This is a genomic window from Butyrivibrio sp. XPD2002 (assembly GCF_000423945.1).
Lineage (GTDB): Bacteria > Bacillota > Clostridia > Lachnospirales > Lachnospiraceae > Butyrivibrio.
In genome coordinates this window covers 227,795-249,317 of the sequence record NZ_KE384114.1, presented here as the reverse complement: position 1 = coordinate 249,317, position 21,523 = coordinate 227,795, and the positions used below count along the sequence as shown (strand labels likewise).

Sequence of the window (21,523 nt, the reverse complement as noted above, 5' to 3'; positions counted from 1 at the left end):
CTGCATTAGAATTTTTTTAATAACATCTCTTCTTATAGATAATCATTTTTCGTCTCTATTCGTTTAGATAATTATACCATAAATCATGTTTACAATATACAATTACAGCCTTTTTAATATGACTTTACTTCTCTCCAAAGATCACTTAAATGGCGATCTGCCTTTTCCCCGAGACTGACATAAATCTCCAGGTGATATTTAGATAAATCCGGGAAGGCTATCGGTGAATTTTTTATATCTTCGTCCTCAACCAGTTCTCTCGCAGCCATATTGGGTGTTGAATAGGTGATATAATCAAAATTCATACATGCGATATCCGCTCTTGCCAGGAAATTCAGGAATTTCTCCGCATTTTCCTTATGCTTTGCATTTTTCGGAATAACCCATGAATCCATCCAGAAATTCGTTCCCTCTTTAGGGATTACGTACTCAAGGTCAGGGTTTTCACGCTGGGTAAAAATAGCCTCTCCGGAATAGATTACCCCAAGGGCCGCCTCGTTTCCTATCATCTTGTCACGAACCTGGTCAACCACATAGGCCTGAACCAGTTCCTTTTGCTTCTGAAGGAGCTCCTTAGACTCCTGGAGCTCATCTTCATCTGTAGTGTTTATGGAATATCCAAGCTTCATTTCCGCCACCATGAAAGCGTCCCTGACGGAATCCTGCATCAAAATCTCGTCCTTGTATTTGGGATCCCAGAGAATGTCCCAGGAGTCGACCTTTTCCTTAACCATATTCTTGTTATAAAGAATACCGATTGTCCCAAATACATATGGCATCGAGAAGCGGTTCCCTGGATCATAGTCCTCTGCCAGCTTCCAGTAGTCATCTCCGATATTCACATAGTTTGGCACATTATTAAAATCGATTTCCTGAAGAAGATCATTATCTATCATCTTTTTGATCATATAATCAGAGGGGCACACCAGATCGTATTTCACAGCACCGGCCTTGATCTTGGGAAACATGATCTCGTTGGTCTCAAACTCATCGTAGACCACCTCGATACCGGTTTCCTCCGTGAATATAGTGAGGACCTCCGGATCAATGTATTCACCCCAGTTATAGATATATACGACATTATCAGAATTACCTGCATCATTATTCAGCGCACATCCATAAAGAGAAGTCATGCAGGAAAGCACACAAAGAAGGGAAACGAATCTTTTCATACCGCACCTCTCCTTCCGGAACCTACCACGATCTCTTTTCTGGTCCTGATCTTTATTTCTCCTACAGACTGCTTGCTCCAGGGCTTGTAATTAACCAGAAACAGCAGAATAAGGATAGTCAGGAACATCAGCGTAGAAAGTGCATACATTTCAGGATTTATACCCTTTTTAATCTCGGAATATATCTTGGTGGAAAGGGTATCAAATCCGGGTCCCTGAGTGAAATGGGTAATGATGAAGTCATCAAGTGACATGGTAAAGCTCATTACAAATCCCGATACGATCGCGCTCATAAGATCAGGAAGCACAACCTTGAAAAAAGCATATAAAGGCTTTGCTCCAAGATCCAGCGCAGCCTCGTAAACGCTTGCATTAAGCTCCCTGTACCTTGGCATTACAGACAGGATTACATAGGGAATATTGAAGGTGATATGTGCAAAGAGGACTGTGGTAAATCCCATGGTCGCTCTTGCAGCTATAAACAGAAGCATAAGGCTGACACCCGTAACGATGTCGGCGTTCAGCATGGGGATATTGGTTATTCCCATAATTATGTTTCTGCTCCTTTTTCTCATCGCTACCATACCTGTGCAGGCAGCCGTTCCCAGGACTGTTGCGATAAATGCAGATAAAAATGCCAGTATTATTGTTGTCCTGAAGGCATTCATGACTTCTTCATTTTCAAAAAGGCTCTGATACCACGCGAGGGTAAATCCTCCAAAACGGGCACGGGATTTACTGGAATTAAAGGAAAGGATCATGAGTGTGGCAATAGGAGCATACAGGAAGATCAGTACAAGTGTCAGATAGATATGTCCAAGAGTTTTCTTCATCTTATGTCCTCCTTGTCATACTTAGAGGTGATCACCATACTGATAACAATGAAGATCATAAGCACCGCAGACAGTCCCGCTCCCGCGTTCCAGTCTGAATCCTGGGTAAAGAGCTGCTCTATTACATTACCGATGAGAAGGATTTTTCCTCCTCCCAGAATATCCGAAATGACGAAGGTGGTAAGACTGGGTACGAATACCATCGTGATGCCGGAGATTACTCCCGGAAGGCTGAGGGGCCAGATTACACGGAAAAAGATATCCCGATAGCCTGCTCCCAAATCCCTTGCAGCATTAATAAGATCCTTGTCTATTCTCGAAACTGAGTTATAGACAGGAAGTATCATAAAGGGCAAAAAGTCATAGACCATACCGAGAAGTATAGCCGGTGGCTTATTGATGATATAAAGAGGCGGCAGATTCAGAGCTGTAAGGAAGCCGTTTATAACGCCTTTTCTCTCAAGGATGTTCTGCCACGCATAGGTTCTAAGAAGTGAATTCATCCACATGGGAAGAATGAACAAAAGGGACAGTATAGATGAGTTGGTACTGATAACAGACGAAAGCACCACTGCCAGCGGATAGGCAATAAGCAGGCACAAAAGGGTCGAAGCCAAAGAAAAGGCAATGGAAAGAAGCAGTGCCTTTATGTTTACATAGGAAATAATATCCGCCACATTATCAATGGTGAATGCCCCATCTGCATTGGTAAAGGCATAGTACAGGACAAGACAAAGCGGAATGATTATAAAACCCACGCTCCAGATAAGATAAGGAGCTGCTACATATCTGGTGTATTTATTATTCATATATTTCCACAGCTTTCTCATCATCAGACTCAGGCTTATGCATGATCTGAATGTCAAAGGGATCCACATGGATTCCAACTCTTGAATCCACACTGAAGGAATCGGTGGAGTGAACTACAAATTCAAAGCCTCTTGCCATTACGCACATCTCGTAATGGACGCCTTTAAAGATAACATCGGTAACGATGCCCTCTATGGTTCCCTTTTCAGGCTCTATGAGGTCTATGTCCTCAGGTCTTATAACTACGTCCACAGGGTTGTTATCTCCAAAGCCCGTATCTACGCAGTCGAATTTGGCGCCAAGAATCTCTACAAGCTTATCCCTTATCATGATGCCTTCAAGGATATTGGAATCGCCTATAAAGTCCGCAACAAAGGTATTCTGAGGTTCATTGTATATATCTGTCGGAGTTCCGATCTGCTGAATATAGCCCTGATTCATGACCACGATGGTGTCAGACATAGTGAGGGCTTCCTCCTGATCATGGGTAACATATACAAAGGTTATGCCAAGCTCATTCTTAAGCCTTATCAGCTCGTACTGCATGTCCTGCCTCAGCTTTAGATCCAGCGCTCCAAGAGGCTCATCCAACAGAAGAACCTTGGGCTCATTCACAATAGCTCTTGCTATGGCAATTCGCTGCTGCTGACCTCCGGACAAAGAATCAGGCATTCTGTCTCCAAAGCCCTCCATATTAACAAGCTTTAGCGCATATTTAATTTTGTCATTGATATACGATGTGGATTTTTTATGGATTTTTAGTCCAAAAGCAATATTCTCCGCAATTGTCATGTGCGGGAAAAGTGCATACTTCTGGAATACAGTGTTGACTTCTCTCTTATTCGGAGACAAGGAAGTGATATCCTTCCCCTGAAAGATAACGGATCCCGAGTCAGGATTTTCGAACCCACCGATTATCCTCAGGGTGGTTGTCTTTCCACAGCCTGAAGGTCCTAAAAGTGTGACAAATTCATTCTCTCTGATGTACAAATTAAGATCATCGAGTATTGTTGAGCTACCATAAGATTTTGTGATGTGTTGAAGATCAATGAGTTTATCCTGCATAATTTTTCTCTCTTTACCTGTTATTTATTAACTCTTTTTCTGAAAAAAGATAGTGATAAAAGAGCCTGCCACATACTACATTCTTATTGATATAACAATATCATTATATCTATTTTTCGCTCCCCTAACAAGCGTGGCAACCATCACAAATATGCAGGATAATTGCTGGATTTATGCACTCTTCATCTCCTGAAGCTTACTTAAAATGGCGACTGAAAGATTCTTATGTCCCTCCTCGTCCATGTGCTCATCATCAACGGAACTGGGGTCTGCAAAATCAGAGGCTGCAAGGAACTGGTTACCCCTTCTTTTTGCAATTTTCTCATATTCACGCTTAAGATTTTTACTGGTCTCAATGGAACCCTTGTCAAATTCCGGATCCTTTTCAGGAATGTATACTTCGCTTCCAAGCTTAATGGGTGATACCACCAGGATTTTATCGGGAGATATGTATTTCTCCAACTCATCAAGGCAGAGCTCCAGCCCCTTTCCTATGGTGTGGGAGTTTGCATTAAAAATCTTCTTACAGTCATTTGTTCCAAGCATGATGATCGCCGCATCAAGAGGGTAATTACTCTCAATCAAAAGAGGAAGTATATCAGAGCCTTTCCTGAAGGGTCTTAGCTGATCCTCGAAAACCGTGGTCCTTCCACAAAGGCCATTCTCAATAATTCTGTCGTCGGAGAGCTCCTCCTGAACAAGACTTGTCCATCTTATTCCCCAGGGATAACGCTCCTTGGTGCCCGGGATAAGTCCCCATGTGTTTGAATCCCCAAATGCAAGTATATTTGCCATAATCCATACCTCATAATAAAATGTTTAAATATATAAATCTGTTTGTTTTTACGTTAATATTTCTGCTCTGTAATTCTTACATCTCTATTATGAAATATCAGCATTTAACTGTAAAATACACAAAAGTGATAGTCACATATAAAATGTAGCTATCACTTTTGTGTTGCACAAGACCGGCAAGCGAATGGATGCTTGCATACAAATTCATTTGCCGGTTGTAAGAACATGGAGCACGAAGTGCGGAATGTTCGTGTGCGAAATCGAGTAGGAGTCAGCCTACTCGATTCGGTAACTCTTTTATCAGTCGCCCATTATATTTTGTTTTTTAGACTTTATTTGCTTTTAAGCATATTCCTGAAGAGACTTGATGTTTCCACAGCCGCCCTTCTTGACTTCGCTTATACCCTGAGCTGCTGCCCTGGCTGCGGCAACAGTGGTTATGTAAGGGATGCGGGCCTTTATGGCTGCGCGGCGAAGGTAGGCGTCGTCGTACTTTGCTCCTTTTCCGATAGGAGTGTTGATTACAAGCTGTACATCGCCGTTCTTTATAAGATCCTCAACGTTGGGTCTTCCGCCCTCATAGTTTTTAAGGATCCTGGTTGCATCTATGCAGGCACCGGTTATGGTCTCATAGGTCTTACCTGTAGCGTAGATCTTGAAGCCCTCCTTTGCGAAAGCCTCTGCCAGCTCTGCTGCGTGGGGCTTATCCTCATCGTTAAGAGAAATGAGAACCGCACCCTGTAAAGGAAGAGCTGCATTTGCTGCTTCCTCTGCCTTGAAGAAGGCTTCTCCGGGAGTCTTTGCAAGTCCTAAAACCTCACCTGTAGAACGCATTTCAGGTCCGAGAACAGGGTCAACCTCAGGGAACATATTGAAGGGGAATACAGCCTCTTTTACACCGTAGTACTCAGGCTCTGTATTCTTCTTTGCATCAATGAGTTCCTGTACAGGTGACAGTCTTCCTGTGAGGGATGCAGTAATAATATCTGTCGCAACAGGTACCATCTTAATTCCGCAGACCTTTGATACAAGCGGTACTGTTCTGGATGCTCTGGGATTAGCTTCAAGGACGTATACAGTATCATCCTCGATAGCGTACTGCATGTTCATAAGTCCTACGACATTCATCTCTACAGCGATTTTACGTGTATATTCCTCGATAGTCTTAAGGTGCTTCTCTGAGATGTGCTTTGATGGAACAATACATGCCGAATCACCGGAGTGAATACCTGCAAGCTCGATATGCTCCATAACCGCAGGAACGAATGCTCTCTCACCATCACTTATTGCATCTGCTTCGCACTCAAGTGCATTGTGAAGGAATCTGTCTATCAAAATCGGTCTGTCAGGAGTTACACCTACAGCAGCCTTCATGTAGCCTTCCATGCTCTCCTCATCCCTTACGATCTCCATTCCTCTTCCGCCGAGGACGAAAGAAGGACGAACCATTACAGGGTAGCCGATTCTTGCAGCTATCTCCTTAGCTCCTTCAACATCAGAAGCCATTCCTGACTCAGCCATGGGAATACCAAGCTTCTCCATCATCATACGGAACTGGTCTCTGTCCTCAGCAAGATCGATAACCTCAGGAGTTGTTCCAAGGATGTTTACGCCCTCTTCCTTAAGCTTTGCAGCAAGGTTAAGAGGAGTCTGTCCGCCAAACTGTGCGATAACTCCAACGGGCTTTTCCTTTCTGTAAATCTGAAGAACATCCTCCAAGGTCAGAGGCTCGAAGTACAGAGTATCTGATGTATCGTAGTCAGTTGAAACTGTCTCGGGATTGCAGTTTACTATGATGGTCTCAAAACCAAGCTTTTTGAGTGCAAGAGCTGCATGTACGCAGCAGTAATCAAACTCAATACCCTGACCTATTCTGTTGGGACCACCGCCAAGGATCATTATCTTCTTAGCATCAGCTTCTCCGTCAGCCTTGGGATTCTCAAGGTTAGCATCTGCCTTATAGGTTGAATAGTAGTAAGCAGCGCCGTCTGTTCCATATACGTGAACGCCGTCCCACTTTTCAGTGAGTCCGAATTCGTCTCTCTTATTTCTGATATCATCCTCAGATACATCAAGAAGACCTGAGAGATACTTATCCGCAAAGCCGTCCTCCTTTGCCTTAAGAAGAACCTCTTTGGTAGGAACACTGCCTTTAAATTCTTTGACGATAGCTGTCTCCTCGTCTACGAGCTCCTTTATCTCATTAAGGAAATAGTGCTTAACCTTGGTAATATCGAATATCTCATCAACGGTAACGCCCTTCTTGAAGGCTTCATATATAAGGAAATATCTCTCAGAGGAAGCATCCTTTAAAAGATGAAGAATGTCGTCCTTATCCATCTCCTCATACTTCTTAACATTACCAAGACCGTATCTTCCCTTCTCAAGGGATCTTATAGCCTTCTGGAAGGCCTCCTTGAAGTTCTTACCGATGGACATTACTTCACCAACGGCTCTCATTTGCGTTCCGAGCTTATCCTCTACTCCGTGGAACTTCTCGAACGCCCAGCGTGCGAACTTAACTACCACATAGTCTCCGTTGGGAACATACTTATCAAGAGTTCCGAACTTTGAATCAGTAAGCTCAGCAAGAGTAAGACCTGTAGCAAGCTTAGCTGATACAAGTGCGATCGGGAAGCCTGTTGCCTTACTTGCAAGGGCAGAGGATCTTGAGGTACGGGGATTGATCTCGATAACAACGATTCTTCCGGTCTTGGGGTCATGAGCGAACTGTACGTTGGTTCCGCCGATGACACCGATATGCTCAACAATCTTGTAGGCCTGACGCTGCAGCTCCTCCTGGAGCTTTTCATCTATTGTGAGCATGGGTGCAGTACAGAAGGAGTCTCCTGTGTGAACACCTACAGGATCAACATTCTCAATGAAGCATACGGTGATCATGTTGTTATCCTTATCTCTTACTACTTCAAGCTCAAGCTCCTCCCAGCCAAGGATTGACTCCTCAACGAGAACCTGATGGATGATTGAAGCAGCAAGACCTCTGGCACAGACTGTCTGCAGCTCTTCCTTGTTATAAACAAGGCCGCCACCTGCGCCGCCCATTGTATAAGCGGGTCTTAATACCACGGGATATCCAAGCTCATCCGCCTCAGCCAGAGCTTCCTCTACGCTGTAGCAGGCCTTGGATCTTGCCATCTCTATGCCCAGCATGTCCATGGTCTTTTTGAACTCGGTTCTGTCCTCACCTCGCTCGATAGCGTCAACCTGAACACCTATAACCTTAACACCGTACTTATCAAGTACACCGGCCTTATATAATTCCGCGCATAAATTAAGACCAGACTGTCCTCCCAAATTGGGCAAAAGGGCATCCGGTCTTTCTTTTTCAATTACAGCCGCAACGCGGTCCACATTTAAAGGCTCAATATAAGTCCTGTCAGCCATCTCCGGATCAGTCATGATCGTAGCGGGATTGGAATTAACAAGAACAATCTCATAGCCAAGACTTCTGAGAGCCTTGCACGCCTGAGTTCCTGAATAGTCAAATTCGCAAGCCTGTCCGATAACAATGGGGCCTGAGCCGATTATTAGTACCTTGTGAATATCTGTTCTCTGTGCCATGTTTCTCTCCCATTCCTTAAAATTTCTTTCTAAAAATTTTATTATTCATAGGAGAAGAAAACAAGTGGGAATTTTATTCAACTGAAGCTATAAAAAACTTCTGAAATATGCCTCAGGCAAACATTCTTTTTTCTCATAATTCCACCACGCTTAATAACTGTTTTCGTGTGTCATACCAGTTATGAAACGAGATTTCCATATTTTTAACTGTCATCGTTCCAAATGAATGTGGCTTTTCTATATAATCCATAAGCTCCGTAGGATTTTTATATTTATCATAAAGTCTGGAAATTGTTATATGCGAAGAAATTGTTTTATATCTCTCTTCCAATAATAATCCGTTAACCGCAAGTGAATTTCTCAAGCTTTCTCTAAACCTTAATAACTGTTCATCGTAATAGCCTTTTACCATAATTGCATTATCACTAGCCACAAGGCCATCAAAGGTGATTTTAAAAGGATCAATCTCCGAACAGCATTCTCTGATACACTTTATGTAATCATCCAGATTATGTGGCAACTCCCTGCCTTCTTCCCCTCTTAAGATATCCATGACCGTAATATGAAAATCCTCACATGGGTAATAATACAAATCCGGCTCTATATCACGTAATTCAGATATACATTTATTTATCTTGCCCGCTATCTCGGATGTAATCCGTATAAGAACGACCAGAGCCATCCTGTTATCATTTTTTGCATTGGAAAGGAAAGCATCCCCGACACCGCCTTCCAAAAATCTCTCTTTGTTGTCTGTGAGTATTTTTTTATAATGATTTTCTAATAAATTTCTATCCATCACTTTTTCTTTTCTTCAGTCCTCTGAGTCTTATCTCCTCTAACTCCGGTATCTTTCAAGCATATAGCCCACAGACCAAAACCATTCTCTCGGTACCGATTCATGTTTCTTTCAATCAAATGTATACTGCACAGTTAATGCTATTTCCGCGGATCAAAAGTCACCATTACTTATAGTCTGCTGACACATCCATAAAATCTCTACTTCCATCGATGTAATCAGTATAAGCCGTCTCAGCATCTTTTCCATGAAAAACCTTGCAAAGGCCACACATATCGCAGTCTGCAATGCATGGAAAACGCTTTTTTATATATGCTCTTCGCTCTTCACTTGTAGAGTTGTTTATCTCCGGTGCACTTCCCATAAATCATAAATCCTCTCAATGAATCTGTCTGTCCTGGCGATATTTTTCCATGTACTCCATGTTTATCTCACGGATTTCTTTTTTGCCGTCAATGTAGTCCTGATATATATCCCAGGGACTACCACCACCAAGCCAGCATGATGAACAGTTCTCACATCCTCCACCACAATCAAGGGAATTCTTAACTATTTGTTCTCGTTCTTCCCTTGTTGTATCTTTGATCAGAATAGATTTCCTTTCCATAAGCACCACCTTACTTACACGCTATATAAACATCCAAGCTCTCACCATCTTTTTCCATCTCTATTGAAAAAATAACCCAAATTGATTCTAACTTCACGTCTCCCTATATCATTAAGTCTGTTTGACCATTCTTCGGGACAGACTTCAATGCATGCCATAAGCTCATCGTTATCGCCCACAACTCCAAATGCTTCAGCATTTTCCCAGTGATCCTGATATAAAGAATCCGGAAAATCATATTCATCGGGAGTATGAATAATTTCTCCCTCAACTAAAAATTATATCGATAAAAAGGGCAGCATACTATCCACAAATAAATGTATACTGCCCAGTTTATGCTATTTTCGCATCATTGCTATAACTATTTGAAGCCCTTTTTCTGTAAATCATCGCACCAGTTTCTTATCTTCAATATACTTTGGAACTATAATACTTATTCCCAACGACCGTGCATAGTTAAGGAGCTCGTTTATTGCATTCTTCTTTACTTCATCAATTGTTGAACCAGCTATAAACAAATCAGCTTTAATCTGTCCCATATTTAATGAGTAACTACTCCCTGACATACAAGACCTCTCCTCTGCTTATTTCTGCAAGTATCGCAGAATCATCTTCCTTTCCGGTTTTAAAATAAAGAATGTCATAGCTCTGTAAAAAATCATCGAACTCAGAGAGTTTATCAGCAAATCGCATAAATTGCTTTGATGTCAATGCTTTACCTTTTGGCTGGCTTCCAAAAACAGCTATATCTATATCAGATTCTTCTGTACATCTGTCTTCAATGCTAGCCCCAAACAATATTATCTTATCGATTAAAGAACACTCTTTTGCTGACTCAGCTATGTTTTCCAGATATTTTCTTTTTATATCAGCAACTTTCACTTGTCTGTTACCAATTTTGACGTCAACAACTTTACACATAACATTTCTCCTATAAAAACAATCATCGACATCTGTTTTTATCTTTATTATACACCTTTTTTAGCTAATACCTTATCCTAAGATAATCCCAATTTCCACCTCCAGTTTTCGCCTTGTTTACTATTATAGCAAAAAATTAAGTCTGCTCATCACGCCAATATCCTTTTATTATCTGCCCAATACCAGCCATATAGCAGTATTGCTCTAAGGATATTATCCGATATCATGCATATCCACGCTATTTCTATTCCAAATCCTAATACATGAACAAATATAAATACCCCCAGGACTCTCACAAACCATTGCGTAAATCCTGATACCACCAATGGAATCTTGGTTTTTCCAATTCCATTAAATACATATTGCATGACTATGGAGATTCCGAACATAGGCTCATTTATTGCAACAATACGCAGGAGCTTCGGCGCCAGAATAAGTGCACCTGCATCATTTGTAAAAAATGAAATAATTCCATCGGCACATATCAGTAATATTCCTGTTGCTATCATCATAATGAATACAATAATCACGCAGACCATGTTGGTTTGCCTGTTTAGTTTTTTTAGATTTCCTTCACCTCTTACATTGCCGGAAAGGGATGCAACAGCGCTGGCCATTCCGACAGCAGGGATGTAAAAAGCAGATTCGGCCGTAAATGCAATAGAGTGGGCAGCGTATATTTCTGTTCCGAGAGGAACTACCATAGCAGTAAAAATGACTCTCCCAAGGCTTGTAACTACAGATGTCAGAAAAGCAGGTATGCCAACTAAAATATACTTCCCTATAATTTCTTTTCCTTCAGCCCTCAGAAAATTGTCCTTGATATCAGCCTTTGCTATCATCGCAGTATCCTTATGCTTTTCATTGAAAAACAGCATAAGGATTCCGCCTGTCATAGTGGCAATTGCAGTTGCATAGGCTGCTCCCATAACACCCAGATTGCCTCTTCTGATATTTATTTCCATTCCCGAAAAGCTTATTGTCTTGTCAGGGTAAATCAAAAACCAGTTAAGTATTACATTCAGAATGTTTATAAAACCATTAACCAGTAATGGTGTGACCATATCCTTATACGCTTTTCTTATGCTTCCTGCTGTCACATTAAAAGCAAAGAAAATCCCCATGGATGAGCATATGGAAAAGTACATGGATGCAGGTCTTCTTATATCTTCTGCAGCCCCAAGAAATACCGGCAGGTACGGACTAATGATAAGAGGGATAGCTGTAGTAAATATCCCCACCACTAAAGCAAGAAAATATGCATGCAGGGTTGCATTCCTTAGTTTTCCCCTGTTTCCTGCGCCTATCTCTTTTGCCATATATGCAAGCACACCAACACCCAATGCATTTACTCCTGCCTTTATAAGAAATGTAACTTCATTTGTAATTCCTATAGTTGCCGATGCCTCTATGCCAAGCTTCCCCACCATAATAAAATCGGCATAATTGACAAGTGCCTGGAACGAGTATTCAATAATTGCCGGTATGATAAGGATGATTATCTCCTTAACCAGTTTTCTATTTCCTGTCATATTTCATTTTTTCTCCCGTTAGAACATATCAATGATATTGAAAAAGGGAGCTGCGAAAAGCTCCCTGGACTTAAAAATTATTAGATTACATAGGAATCCACCGGCATGATCCTGGATAAAAACTGTCGTGTACGTTCCTCCTTCGGACGATAGAATATCTCGTCCGGCTTTCCTTCCTCTACCACAACGCCACCGTCCATGAAGATTACCCTGTCAGCAACTTCCTCCGCAAAGGACATTTCGTGTGTAACAACTACCATTGTGATTCCGCTCTTTGCAACCTTCTTTATAACCTCAAGTGTTTCGCCCACAAGCTCAGGATCAAGAGCAGAGGTTGGTTCATCAAAGAGAATAACATCAGGCTTTAAGGCAATGGCTCGTGCGATTCCGACTCTCTGCTGTTGTCCGCCTGAAAGCTGTGAAGGATAATAATCCTTTTTATCAAGTAGTCCAACCCAGCTAAGAGCATCCTCAGCAATTTTCGTTGCGTCAGCCTTTGACTTCTTCTGTACCTGTGTAAGACCCTCCATTACGTTCTGGATCGCTGTCTTGTGTGCAAAAAGTCCGTAATTCTGGAAAACAAATGCTGAATGTCTTCTGACATACAAAATCTCTTTTTTCTTTGTTTTCCGCAAATCTATCTCATTTCCCCCAAAATTCATAAGACCACTGTCAGCACGTTCCAAAAAGTTTATGCATCTAAGAAGCGTTGTCTTTCCCGAGCCGCTTGGGCCAAGTATGACCACTACTTCACCATCATTAACTCTTAGTGAAACGTCCTTAAGTACTTCCTGTTTTGCAAACGATTTTTTTACACTAGTTAACTCTATCACCCTGTAATCACTCCTTATCTCCGGCTCTGATCCACCGATCAGATTGCTTTAACCAACTGTTCTTTTCAAATATTTCCCGGAGTTTTTCTCTGCAATTGCCGCAAGTAATTCTATACATGCACCGATAATCCAGTAAACAAGAGCTGCTGCGACGTACCCTTCCAGGTAGCTGTAATATAGTAGCGCCGGAAGAAGCGCCCCTGTCATTATTTCTATTACGGATATCGCACTTACCAGATTTGATGCCTTCAGTAATCCGATAAGTGAATTCTGCATTCCCGGTAAAAGTATCGGAACCATCTGCGGAAAAATAATCCGCCTTAGTGTCTGAAATTTTGTAAGGCCTATACTATAACCTGCTTCGTACTGTGTTTTGTCAATTCCCCTGAATGCACCTCTTACGCTTTCACTGATCGAGCAGGATGTCCCAAGAATAAGTGCAAAAAAGCCAATGAAAATAGGATTTATATCACTTATCTGAACGCTTATATGAAAAGCTTCTGCAAAATCATTGTAAAAGGTCATAAAGATCAGATTGTAAAGTATAAGGGCTACCATCATCGGAAGCCCCATGTAAATCGTGACAAAAATTGCAAAAAACTGTGATAATACAGGAACCCTGTAATGCCTAATGGTAGCAATAAAGGTTCCCAAAATCAGGCTCACTACAAATGTAATAGCAGTCAATTCCAATGTCACAGGTGCATATTTAAAAGCAGATATCAGGGATTCTAAAAAACTTGATACATTAAATGACATATATTTTCCCCTTTACTTCAGTTTTTTCTCAAGTAGTAAAAAAGCACCCTTCAAAATTAAACTGAAGGTAATATAAACAAGTGTCGCTGCTATATATCCTTCCAAAGTGTGCCCTGTAGCCGCACCAAGTGTTTTTGCTTTTCCCAAAACATCTACTACGCCGAGTGTAAATACCAATGATGTATTCTGAAACACTCCGACCAGATCCACACCGTAATGAGGCAGTGCAACCTTAAAGGCCTGGGGGAGCACAATTCGGCTAAAAGTTTGCGCTCCTGTCATCCCAATTGAATATCCGGCTTCTGTTTGAATGGAAGGTACAGAGGTTATGGCCCCTCTGAATATTTCACCGAGGAATGCTCCTTCATTCAATATAATCGCGATTTCCACAAATATTACCGGTTCTATCCTATTCAGGTTTATTCCAAACACATTCAGGAAAAGTGATCCTAGCAAAAGTGGAATCCCGTAAAATGCGATCATCATCTGAACCAGAAGTGGCGTTCCTCTCATGAACGAGATATAAACACTTATAATCTGACTTATTACCGGAATTTTCTTAAGCCTTAAGACTGCAACCAAGACTGCTAATATCGTGCCAAAAAGCATTGACCAAAACACTATATGGAAATTAACCGATATATTTGAAATTATTTTAGGAAATACATTTATAAATCTATCAATACTAAAATAATTTCCCATAGTCATTATTCCTCTTCAGTTACGTCGTATCCTACCCACTTGATAGCAAGCTCTGAAAGAGTTCCGTCTTCCTTAAGCTGCTTAAGTGCACCGTCTATAGCTTCCTGAAGCTCTGTCTCATCCTTGCGATACAGATAGTAGGTCTTTGAATTGTTTATAGGCTCTCCGACTGATTTAATGAAGTCTTTTCCATCATCACTGAAGTTAGTATTAAGCTTTATTACATCACTCTTCTTAAGAACAGTTGCTGCTGCAGCGCCTGACTTAATTGCTGCTGCGGCCTCTTCATCAGAGCTTGATTCAGCTGTTACAAGTTCAACTTCCTGTCCGGGATGCTCTTCATTCCACTTTGTAAGTATCTGAGTTGTTGCGCTTGTTCTTCCGCCGGTTCTTATCTTCTGACCTGCAAGATCTTCAAGGCTGTCCACATCGCTGTCTACAGGTACTGCAAGGTATGTAATGTATGATGTATAGGTCTCACCTGAGAAAAGATACTTCTCTGCTCTTTCATCCGTATATTCATACTGATGTGCCGCTATATCTATTTTTCCTGCCTCAAGTGAAAGTACCAGCTGATCAAAGGCCATTGACTGATATTCAAATTCATACTGAGGAAGAAGCTCATCTATCTTGGCAAGTACGTCGTACTCATATCCAACTGCTTCACCATTTTCGTCAAGGTAGCAGAAGGGGTTGTAATTGATTCCGGATCCTACAATAACTGTCTTAACCTCTCCGTCTGCTGAATCGCTTGTTGCAGTTGCTTCATCCTTTACTTCTACTTCATCCTTTGCTTCTGTCTCAGTGGTATTTGCTGCCTGAGCTCCTGTGCCTGCTGAGCTTTGGCATCCTGTAAGTGCAGCCATCATTGCCATTGTAGCTGCTCCTGCGGTAATAAATTTGATAGCCTGTAATTTCTTCATTTTCTCCTCCTTCTTGCAGCTATATACTGCACCTTAAATTTTGCTGACCATTTATTCCCGTAAACTGAAAAAACCGAAGGAAAATGAGCTACCCAATGATAGTAGTCATTCGCCTCCGGTTGTCCAGTCAGCAACTTGTTTTGTTGTTAAGAAGACTATACTCTGAGTCGCTGCCTTGCACAATTAAGTAGTTATTATGGTTAGCAATAAGAATTCATTATCATATAAGCTGATCACCATCTAAGTCTTTACACAAGAAAGAATGTCGCTTGCGACATTCTCGCGCCGTTGCAAGATGTCCGGGGGACATCTGCTTTGCAACGACCGAAGTGGAACGTAGACGCGGTTGCTGAAGGCAACATATTCCTATCGCGCGAGTGCGCATCCATAGCGGAGCGCTTTTTATGATATAGGAATTTCCTATATCATAAAAAAAGCCCTGCCATTTTCGGCAGGGCATAAACATTATAAATCAGTTGAATCTCTGGGACGCTACAGTATAAATATCCTCAATAAGTCTGATCCCACCGGTATATCCCACAATGAAATCATCAAATACGATCTTGTCCTTTACAGGCCATGAGATGTTAAGGAAGTTACCCTTAAGGTCATCCGTGATTTCCTTATCGTAATATCCACCGAGAATAAGCGGATAGCCATGGTAATCATGCTCCTTTATGGCTTCATGGATCTTGTAGCCGTCAGTCTCAAATACCGCCTCAGCTTCAAGACCGTAATTCAGGTTCTTGAACTCCTCAGCAATAGCCTCTCTGTATTCCTTGGGTGTATCATCCACGATAAACTGCTTTGCAGGGATAAGTCCCAGATCGTTTGTCAAAAACTTAGTGATACCAAGTGTATACTGTGCATCAGCCACAACAGAGAACTGCTTGTTGATTACACGGTTTTCCAGGAAAAGATCTGCATAACGTTCAATCAGATAATAGTAGTATTTCTCATGCTCTGTGATTACTTCTTCAACCTTCTTTTCGTCGACATTTGCATACTTTCCTACCTCTCTCAAGAACTTACTTGTTTCAAAAGCCCCGACAGGAAGTGTCTTATAGTGAAGGTAAGGAATTCCCAGTTTTTTCTCCATCTTCTTGACATTCTTAAGAGAAACCCAGGGGGATACCAGAAGGTTAAACTCAGCATAAGGAATCTTATTGATGTTATCAATTCCTCTGTTATAGCCAAATATAGTATTGGGAGTAAGTCCGATTTCCTCAAGGAGCTTCTCCAGCTCTCTTAGATTACCAAGCCAGAACAGATCCTGATACGGAACATCAGCCCAGATATTAACAAGACCTTTCTGTCTTGCCTCAGGCTTTTCAAGGTACTGATCGATGATAGCATCAATAACCTGCTCATGTCCCTTGTAATTGTTTCCCTTAAATCCTGCTGTAGGCGCATATATAACAGGCTTATCCGCATCTGCAAATTCGGAAACAACCTCGCCTGAATCATCTCCCACAATTTCAGGAATACATCCCGTAAGTACGACATACATATCTGCGTCGATTACCTTGAGGGCGTTGTCTATTGTAGAATGGAGCTTTTTTACACCACCGAATACAACATCTTTCTCATTGATACTTGTGCAGGGAAAAATGTTTGGTGAAAAATATCCACTGCTGCCTGTACCGTCTGAAAGCTTCTGAGCGCATCCCGGACCTGAATGAAGAACCGGTATAGCTCTGTCTATTGCCTGCACTGTCTGCATTGCAGCAAGCGCACATTTATATCTTTGCTTGTCCAATAATTTTGCCATTACTATTTAGCCTCCTACTCTTATGCCTTGTCATGAACAAGGAACTCACCTACGTTCTGCTTGTACCACCAGTCTGTGTATGGAAGCTTTGTTCTCTTTGCAAGATTCTTCTCAAAGCTTCTGTTCTGTATACTATCCAGAATTGAATAAGCAAAATCCAATGTATGCTTATATCCGAAAATCATATACTCATCAGCAACATAGACAGCAGGTGTACCATTCTTTATAGCCCATACTGTTGAACCGGGGTGTCTTGAGAGGTAGAGGTCAGGCTGATATTTATTAAGGATATTCATAACCTCATAGTTCTGCTGATCGGATACGCTCGCTTCAAAATCAATATCATTGTCGAGAAGATACTTCATTGAAGGCGGAACATCTCCATTATCGTATTTTTTATCATAGTGCCATGCAAGAGCCCAAACCACTTCGATTCCAAGCTCATTAAGAACTCGTGAAACCTCGAATGTATAACCGGGGCCCATTCCAAGAACAGCCTTAAGTCCCTTAAGCTGCTTCTTCACTTCCTCAATCTTAGGAAGGTAAATTGCACGCTGCTCCTCGAGATATTTCTCAATCTTCTCGCTTCTTCCGGTTACTCTTCCGATTTCTCTGAGCCATGTCTCAAAGCCCACAATACCACACTGATTTATTGATCTTATATAGGGAACGCCATACTTTTCTTCAAGGGCATTTCCAAGGTAGTTACCCAGGGTTCCGCATATACAGGTTGTAGCCAGAGCCTCAGACAGATGTGATAATTCTTCAACTGTAGAATTGCAGTACAGGAAGGTGGGTTCAAGATCGAAGTTTTTAAACATCTCTATGATCTCCGGTCTTGCACTTTCATAGAAATTCTTGAAGTTAATCTTATTGGATTTAACGCCTTCTCTCGGAGGCTGCACGATAGACTGAAGTACTGCATGGTCTGATATATCAAAACCGGTTGCCCAGATTCTGGACTTAAAGCCCTCACAGTGAACAGCTACCACAGGTACATCTATCTGATCGCGTATATCCTCAACAACGCTATCAATATCCTCACCGATAATACCTGTTGCACATGAGCTTGTAACGAAAATAGCCTTGGGACTGTATCTCTTATTAACCTCAAGGACGATTTTCTTAAGCTGCTCTGTCGAACCGAAAATCGTGTCATTTTCATTCATGTCTGTACCGACATAAACTGTGTTATTTGTAACACCACGCTTTTTTGCCATAACCTTATCAAGGTAGTAGGTTCCGGCTGCTGCCACAGAACATCCGGCAGGACCGTGATGTATTATCGCTATATCTCTTATAGCTGACAGCTGTCCAAGTGCACAGCTTGACAAACAGGAACTGGACTGTGAAAAGCAGCGTGAACATCCCTTAAGTGTTCCGCATTCACTCTGAGTTGCCAGATCCTTCAAAGAACCAATGTAACCGGTGATAGAACCAATACGGTTTTCTCTGGTAGCAACATTGGAGTTGTTTAAATTGATAGCCATTTTTCATCTCCTCTTCGTAAATATATGAAAGAATGCCGCTCATGCGGCATTCCAGCGCCCTTTACAGATTGTCATAAAGATCCTCTGTGAGTGTAAGACTTCCTCTGTATCCTGCTATTGCCCTGTTAAAAATCAGTCTGTCCTTTAACGGGAATGTCGCAGCTATACACTGCACTTCCTTTAAGGATGCTGCTTCACGCTCATTACTGCTTCCCACAATGAGTGTCAGCTCCTCTTCCTCCAGAAGTGCCTTATTGATTTCATACTGGTCTGCTGTAAACACAACCTTCGGAGGCTGCGCGTATTCAAGACCTGTTATTTCATTTATTATCCTGTTCTTGTTTTCATCCCCATATACAGGCTCGGAAATAACCGCAAGCTTGGGAGTAAAGCTGTAATCATTGGCAAGATATCTTGTAATTCCGCATACACTCGAAGCGTCTCCTACTACAGCGAATCGCTTCCAGCTAAGAGCTCCGATTGACTGCGCAAGATAGCTGTATACGTAATCCTCTTCTTTTTCAAGAAAATCATTCACCAGCTTAGTATCAAGGTGAAGAGCCTCTGCAACAAGTCTTACAAAGCGTTCCGTATCAGTTGCTCCAATCGGGAGTCCAGGATATCGGACACTTTTTACTCCAAACTTCTCCTCGAATTTTTCGGCAGGTCCCTTAAAGAGCCATGGATTTATGATGATATTAAGTGCAGCGCCTGAGCAGTTTTCAATTGTCTCTATTCCCTGATGTCCTGTGAAGAATGTATTAACCTTAAGTCCAAGTCCTGTCAGAATTCTTGATATCTCCTCAAGGTTTCCGCTCCAGAAAGGATCATGGTAGGGAACAATTCCGAATACGTTTACAAGCTTGTCATCTTTGAGAACATTCTCTTTAATGACCTGATCGATCAGATTGTTCCATATGACTTCATAACCAAGATTGCTGTCACCTGCAAATCCCGGAGTATCGATAGGGTATACCTTATAGCCCTTTTTCCTGTATTCCTCTGTCACGGAAACAATATCATCTCCGATGATTCCTGCAGTACATCCTGTAAGAACAAAGAATGCATCGGCATCCATGATGTCAATTGCACCTTGTATGGTTGTTCGAAGTTTATTCAAACCTCCGAATACTACTTCTCTCTCCAGCATGTTGGTGGAAGGAATGGATACACTTGATACAAAGGCTGAGCTCTTGTTACCTGACTGTCCCTGCTCAGCAGCACATGTCTGCATGCAGCATCCGGGGCCGGCGTGTAATATAGGACAAACTTTATTTATTGCGCCGAGTACTGAATTTATTCCTGCAAGTACACATCCCCCTCGTGGATTCTCTAGTATTTCAGACATTTGCCTCACCTCCCACGATATATTTGAAAGCATCTTCGCTGTACCAGCTTTCTTTGTAAGGAAGCTTCACATGCCTTGACAACTTCTTATTAAAGCCCGGATTTTCCAACTGATCTGCTATCTTGTTACCAAGGAAAATCAATCCGTCATAGCCCATGGTAGGTCTCTTCATATCAAGCACATGAGTTGTCGGTAATCCTAATTTGGCAGCCCATTCCGGAACGCCGATAAAAACATCCGGCTTAATTTTCTGAATCAGATTCACCTGTTCGAAGGGTTGCATATTGGCTATATCAACCACAAAGTCCTTGTGAATGCCATTCAGATATTCAATATCCACCTGGGCGTCGTCATCATAAGTAGGAGTTTCAAGGCCGACTAGTTCCATACCGAAGTCATCAATAAGAGCTGCTGCCGCGAAGCTTCTGCCTGTGCCACCGCATATAAAGACTCGTTTTCCCTGTAATCTGTCACGAATTTTCTTAACAAGCGGAGTAATTCTCTCATGCTCTTTTTCAATGATTTCATCAGCCTCTTTCTCCTTTCCCATTACTTTTGCAATTCCTCTGAACCACTTATCCGTGTTTCTAAGTCCGATTGGCATAACCGTATGTGAATATGGAATATCATATACAGTCTCCAGCTCCTTCATGAATTCATCCGCGAATACCTTACAGATGGAGGTGGAGGCTGCTGCCGAAGGTATCTTTCTTATCTTTTCAAGTGAGCTGTAAAAGGGAATATAGTTTGTCTCTATTCCCAGAAGCCCCAGCATTCGCTCCATCTCTTTCTGGTCTGCATAGCTTATGGATACAGGTGCAAAAAGATTAACAAGGTTATCCTTCTTAGCTACCTTTTCCTTTGACAAAATATATTTTTCGATAGCTATAAAAGCAGCATCAAAACCTGAAGCACATATCTTGGATTTAAAGCCTTCACAGTGTATCGGTACAATTATCGCTTTTTCCGCATCTTTTTGAAGGTCAGCACAGATCGCATCAATATCATCTCCGATAACTCCCGATGCACAGGATGCAAAGACGAATATCAGCTTTGGATCATAGCGTTCAATTGCCTTATTCACTGAGTCGCGAAGCTTTTTTTCTCCTCCGAAAATAACACTCTTCTGATCAAGATTAGTTACGATTATGTGAGGATTCTTAATGTACTTAACACCTCTGTGGGCCTGACCTACACGGTACATATCAACTGCCAGGGATGTGCAGCCTATGCATCCTTGCGGTGAATGTGCTATGAAAACTGCATCCTCCAATGACATAAGTGCAGCCATACTGTTTATCTGCTGGCACTGAAGTCCCTGTGCAAAGCTCCTGTCCGCTTTCTTCAGGCAGCCCTTTCTAAAGCTTTCCTCAGCCTTTTTTCCTGTTCCGCCATAATCGTTAACTCTGCCTTTTTTACTTTCTCTTACACCTGAATAAATTTCTGCCATATTTTTCTACCTGAATATATATAAATTAGAGTTTTGCTTGCAAAACTCTTGCGCCGAGCACGGTTGCAGAATGCAACATTTTCCATTCGTGCGTGTGTGAATCCTGCGGAGCACTTTTTTGAAAAAAAGGA

General features: G+C 41.8%; 20 protein-coding genes. All 20 read right to left on the bottom strand.

Annotated features, from left to right (window positions below; genetic code table 11):
- Positions 1-113: 113 nt before the first annotated feature.
- Positions 114-1,172: an ABC transporter substrate-binding protein gene (locus tag G587_RS26905; RefSeq protein WP_026493283.1), complete on the bottom strand. Its 1,059-nt coding sequence runs from the start codon at positions 1,170-1,172 to the stop codon at positions 114-116.
- Positions 1,169-2,005, bottom strand: a complete 837-nt coding sequence (locus G587_RS26900; protein WP_026493282.1) for an ABC transporter permease — start codon at positions 2,003-2,005, stop codon at positions 1,169-1,171. Before G587_RS26900 ends, G587_RS26905 begins: the two co-directional genes overlap by 4 nt.
- Complete coding sequence (locus G587_RS0117415; RefSeq protein WP_026493281.1) at positions 2,002-2,814, bottom strand: ABC transporter permease; 813 nt, start codon at positions 2,812-2,814, stop codon at positions 2,002-2,004. The genes G587_RS26900 and G587_RS0117415 overlap by 4 nt, the downstream gene beginning before the upstream one ends.
- Positions 2,807-3,880, bottom strand: a complete 1,074-nt coding sequence (locus G587_RS0117410; RefSeq protein ID WP_026493280.1) for an ABC transporter ATP-binding protein — start codon at positions 3,878-3,880, stop codon at positions 2,807-2,809. The genes G587_RS0117415 and G587_RS0117410 overlap by 8 nt, the downstream gene beginning before the upstream one ends.
- Before the next feature lie 171 nt (positions 3,881-4,051).
- Positions 4,052-4,675: a GDSL-type esterase/lipase family protein gene (locus G587_RS0117405; RefSeq protein WP_026493279.1), complete on the bottom strand. Its 624-nt coding sequence runs from the start codon at positions 4,673-4,675 to the stop codon at positions 4,052-4,054.
- Positions 4,676-5,017: 342 nt separating this feature from the next.
- Positions 5,018-8,257, bottom strand: a complete 3,240-nt coding sequence (gene carB / locus G587_RS0117400) for a carbamoyl-phosphate synthase large subunit (protein WP_026493278.1) — start codon at positions 8,255-8,257, stop codon at positions 5,018-5,020.
- 133 nt (positions 8,258-8,390) lie between these two features.
- A complete protein-coding gene (locus tag G587_RS0117395; protein ID WP_026493277.1) occupies positions 8,391-9,056 on the bottom strand; it encodes a 2'-5' RNA ligase family protein in 666 nt (221 codons plus the stop codon).
- Positions 9,057-9,222: 166 nt separating this feature from the next.
- Positions 9,223-9,420 (bottom strand): hypothetical protein, encoded by a 198-nt coding sequence (locus tag G587_RS0117390; protein WP_026493276.1) that lies wholly within the window; start codon positions 9,418-9,420, stop codon positions 9,223-9,225.
- Positions 9,421-9,435: 15 nt separating this feature from the next.
- A complete protein-coding gene (locus tag G587_RS23400; protein ID WP_022763541.1) occupies positions 9,436-9,663 on the bottom strand; it encodes a hypothetical protein in 228 nt (75 codons plus the stop codon).
- A gap of 386 nt (positions 9,664-10,049) precedes the next feature.
- Positions 10,050-10,229: a hypothetical protein gene (locus tag G587_RS0117380; protein WP_026493275.1), complete on the bottom strand. Its 180-nt coding sequence runs from the start codon at positions 10,227-10,229 to the stop codon at positions 10,050-10,052.
- Complete coding sequence (locus G587_RS0117375; protein ID WP_026493274.1) at positions 10,216-10,584, bottom strand: nucleotidyltransferase domain-containing protein; 369 nt, start codon at positions 10,582-10,584, stop codon at positions 10,216-10,218. The genes G587_RS0117380 and G587_RS0117375 overlap by 14 nt, the downstream gene beginning before the upstream one ends.
- A gap of 149 nt (positions 10,585-10,733) precedes the next feature.
- Positions 10,734-12,116, bottom strand: coding sequence for an MATE family efflux transporter (locus tag G587_RS0117370; RefSeq protein ID WP_026493273.1), 1,383 nt, complete (start codon positions 12,114-12,116; stop codon positions 10,734-10,736).
- Positions 12,117-12,196: 80 nt separating this feature from the next.
- The gene (locus tag G587_RS0117365) at positions 12,197-12,949 is read right to left on the bottom strand and encodes an amino acid ABC transporter ATP-binding protein (RefSeq protein WP_026493272.1); all 753 of its coding nucleotides are present in this window, start codon (positions 12,947-12,949) and stop codon (positions 12,197-12,199) included.
- A gap of 48 nt (positions 12,950-12,997) precedes the next feature.
- The gene (locus G587_RS0117360; RefSeq protein WP_026493271.1) at positions 12,998-13,708 is read right to left on the bottom strand and encodes an amino acid ABC transporter permease; all 711 of its coding nucleotides are present in this window, start codon (positions 13,706-13,708) and stop codon (positions 12,998-13,000) included.
- Between the two features lie 12 nt (positions 13,709-13,720).
- Positions 13,721-14,410, bottom strand: coding sequence for an amino acid ABC transporter permease (locus G587_RS0117355; protein WP_026493270.1), 690 nt, complete (start codon positions 14,408-14,410; stop codon positions 13,721-13,723).
- Between the two features lie 5 nt (positions 14,411-14,415).
- Positions 14,416-15,333, bottom strand: a complete 918-nt coding sequence (locus G587_RS23395) for a transporter substrate-binding domain-containing protein (RefSeq protein WP_051201124.1) — start codon at positions 15,331-15,333, stop codon at positions 14,416-14,418.
- Between the two features lie 472 nt (positions 15,334-15,805).
- Positions 15,806-17,104: a nitrogenase component 1 gene (locus G587_RS0117345; RefSeq protein ID WP_026493269.1), complete on the bottom strand. Its 1,299-nt coding sequence runs from the start codon at positions 17,102-17,104 to the stop codon at positions 15,806-15,808.
- 20 nt (positions 17,105-17,124) lie between these two features.
- Positions 17,125-18,594 (bottom strand): nitrogenase component 1, encoded by a 1,470-nt coding sequence (locus tag G587_RS0117340; RefSeq protein WP_026493268.1) that lies wholly within the window; start codon positions 18,592-18,594, stop codon positions 17,125-17,127.
- A 61-nt stretch (positions 18,595-18,655) separates the two neighbouring features.
- The gene (locus G587_RS0117335) at positions 18,656-19,942 is read right to left on the bottom strand and encodes a nitrogenase component 1 (RefSeq protein ID WP_026493267.1); all 1,287 of its coding nucleotides are present in this window, start codon (positions 19,940-19,942) and stop codon (positions 18,656-18,658) included.
- The gene (locus G587_RS0117330; RefSeq protein WP_026493266.1) at positions 19,935-21,392 is read right to left on the bottom strand and encodes a nitrogenase component 1; all 1,458 of its coding nucleotides are present in this window, start codon (positions 21,390-21,392) and stop codon (positions 19,935-19,937) included. Before G587_RS0117330 ends, G587_RS0117335 begins: the two co-directional genes overlap by 8 nt.
- Positions 21,393-21,523: the final 131 nt, after the last annotated feature.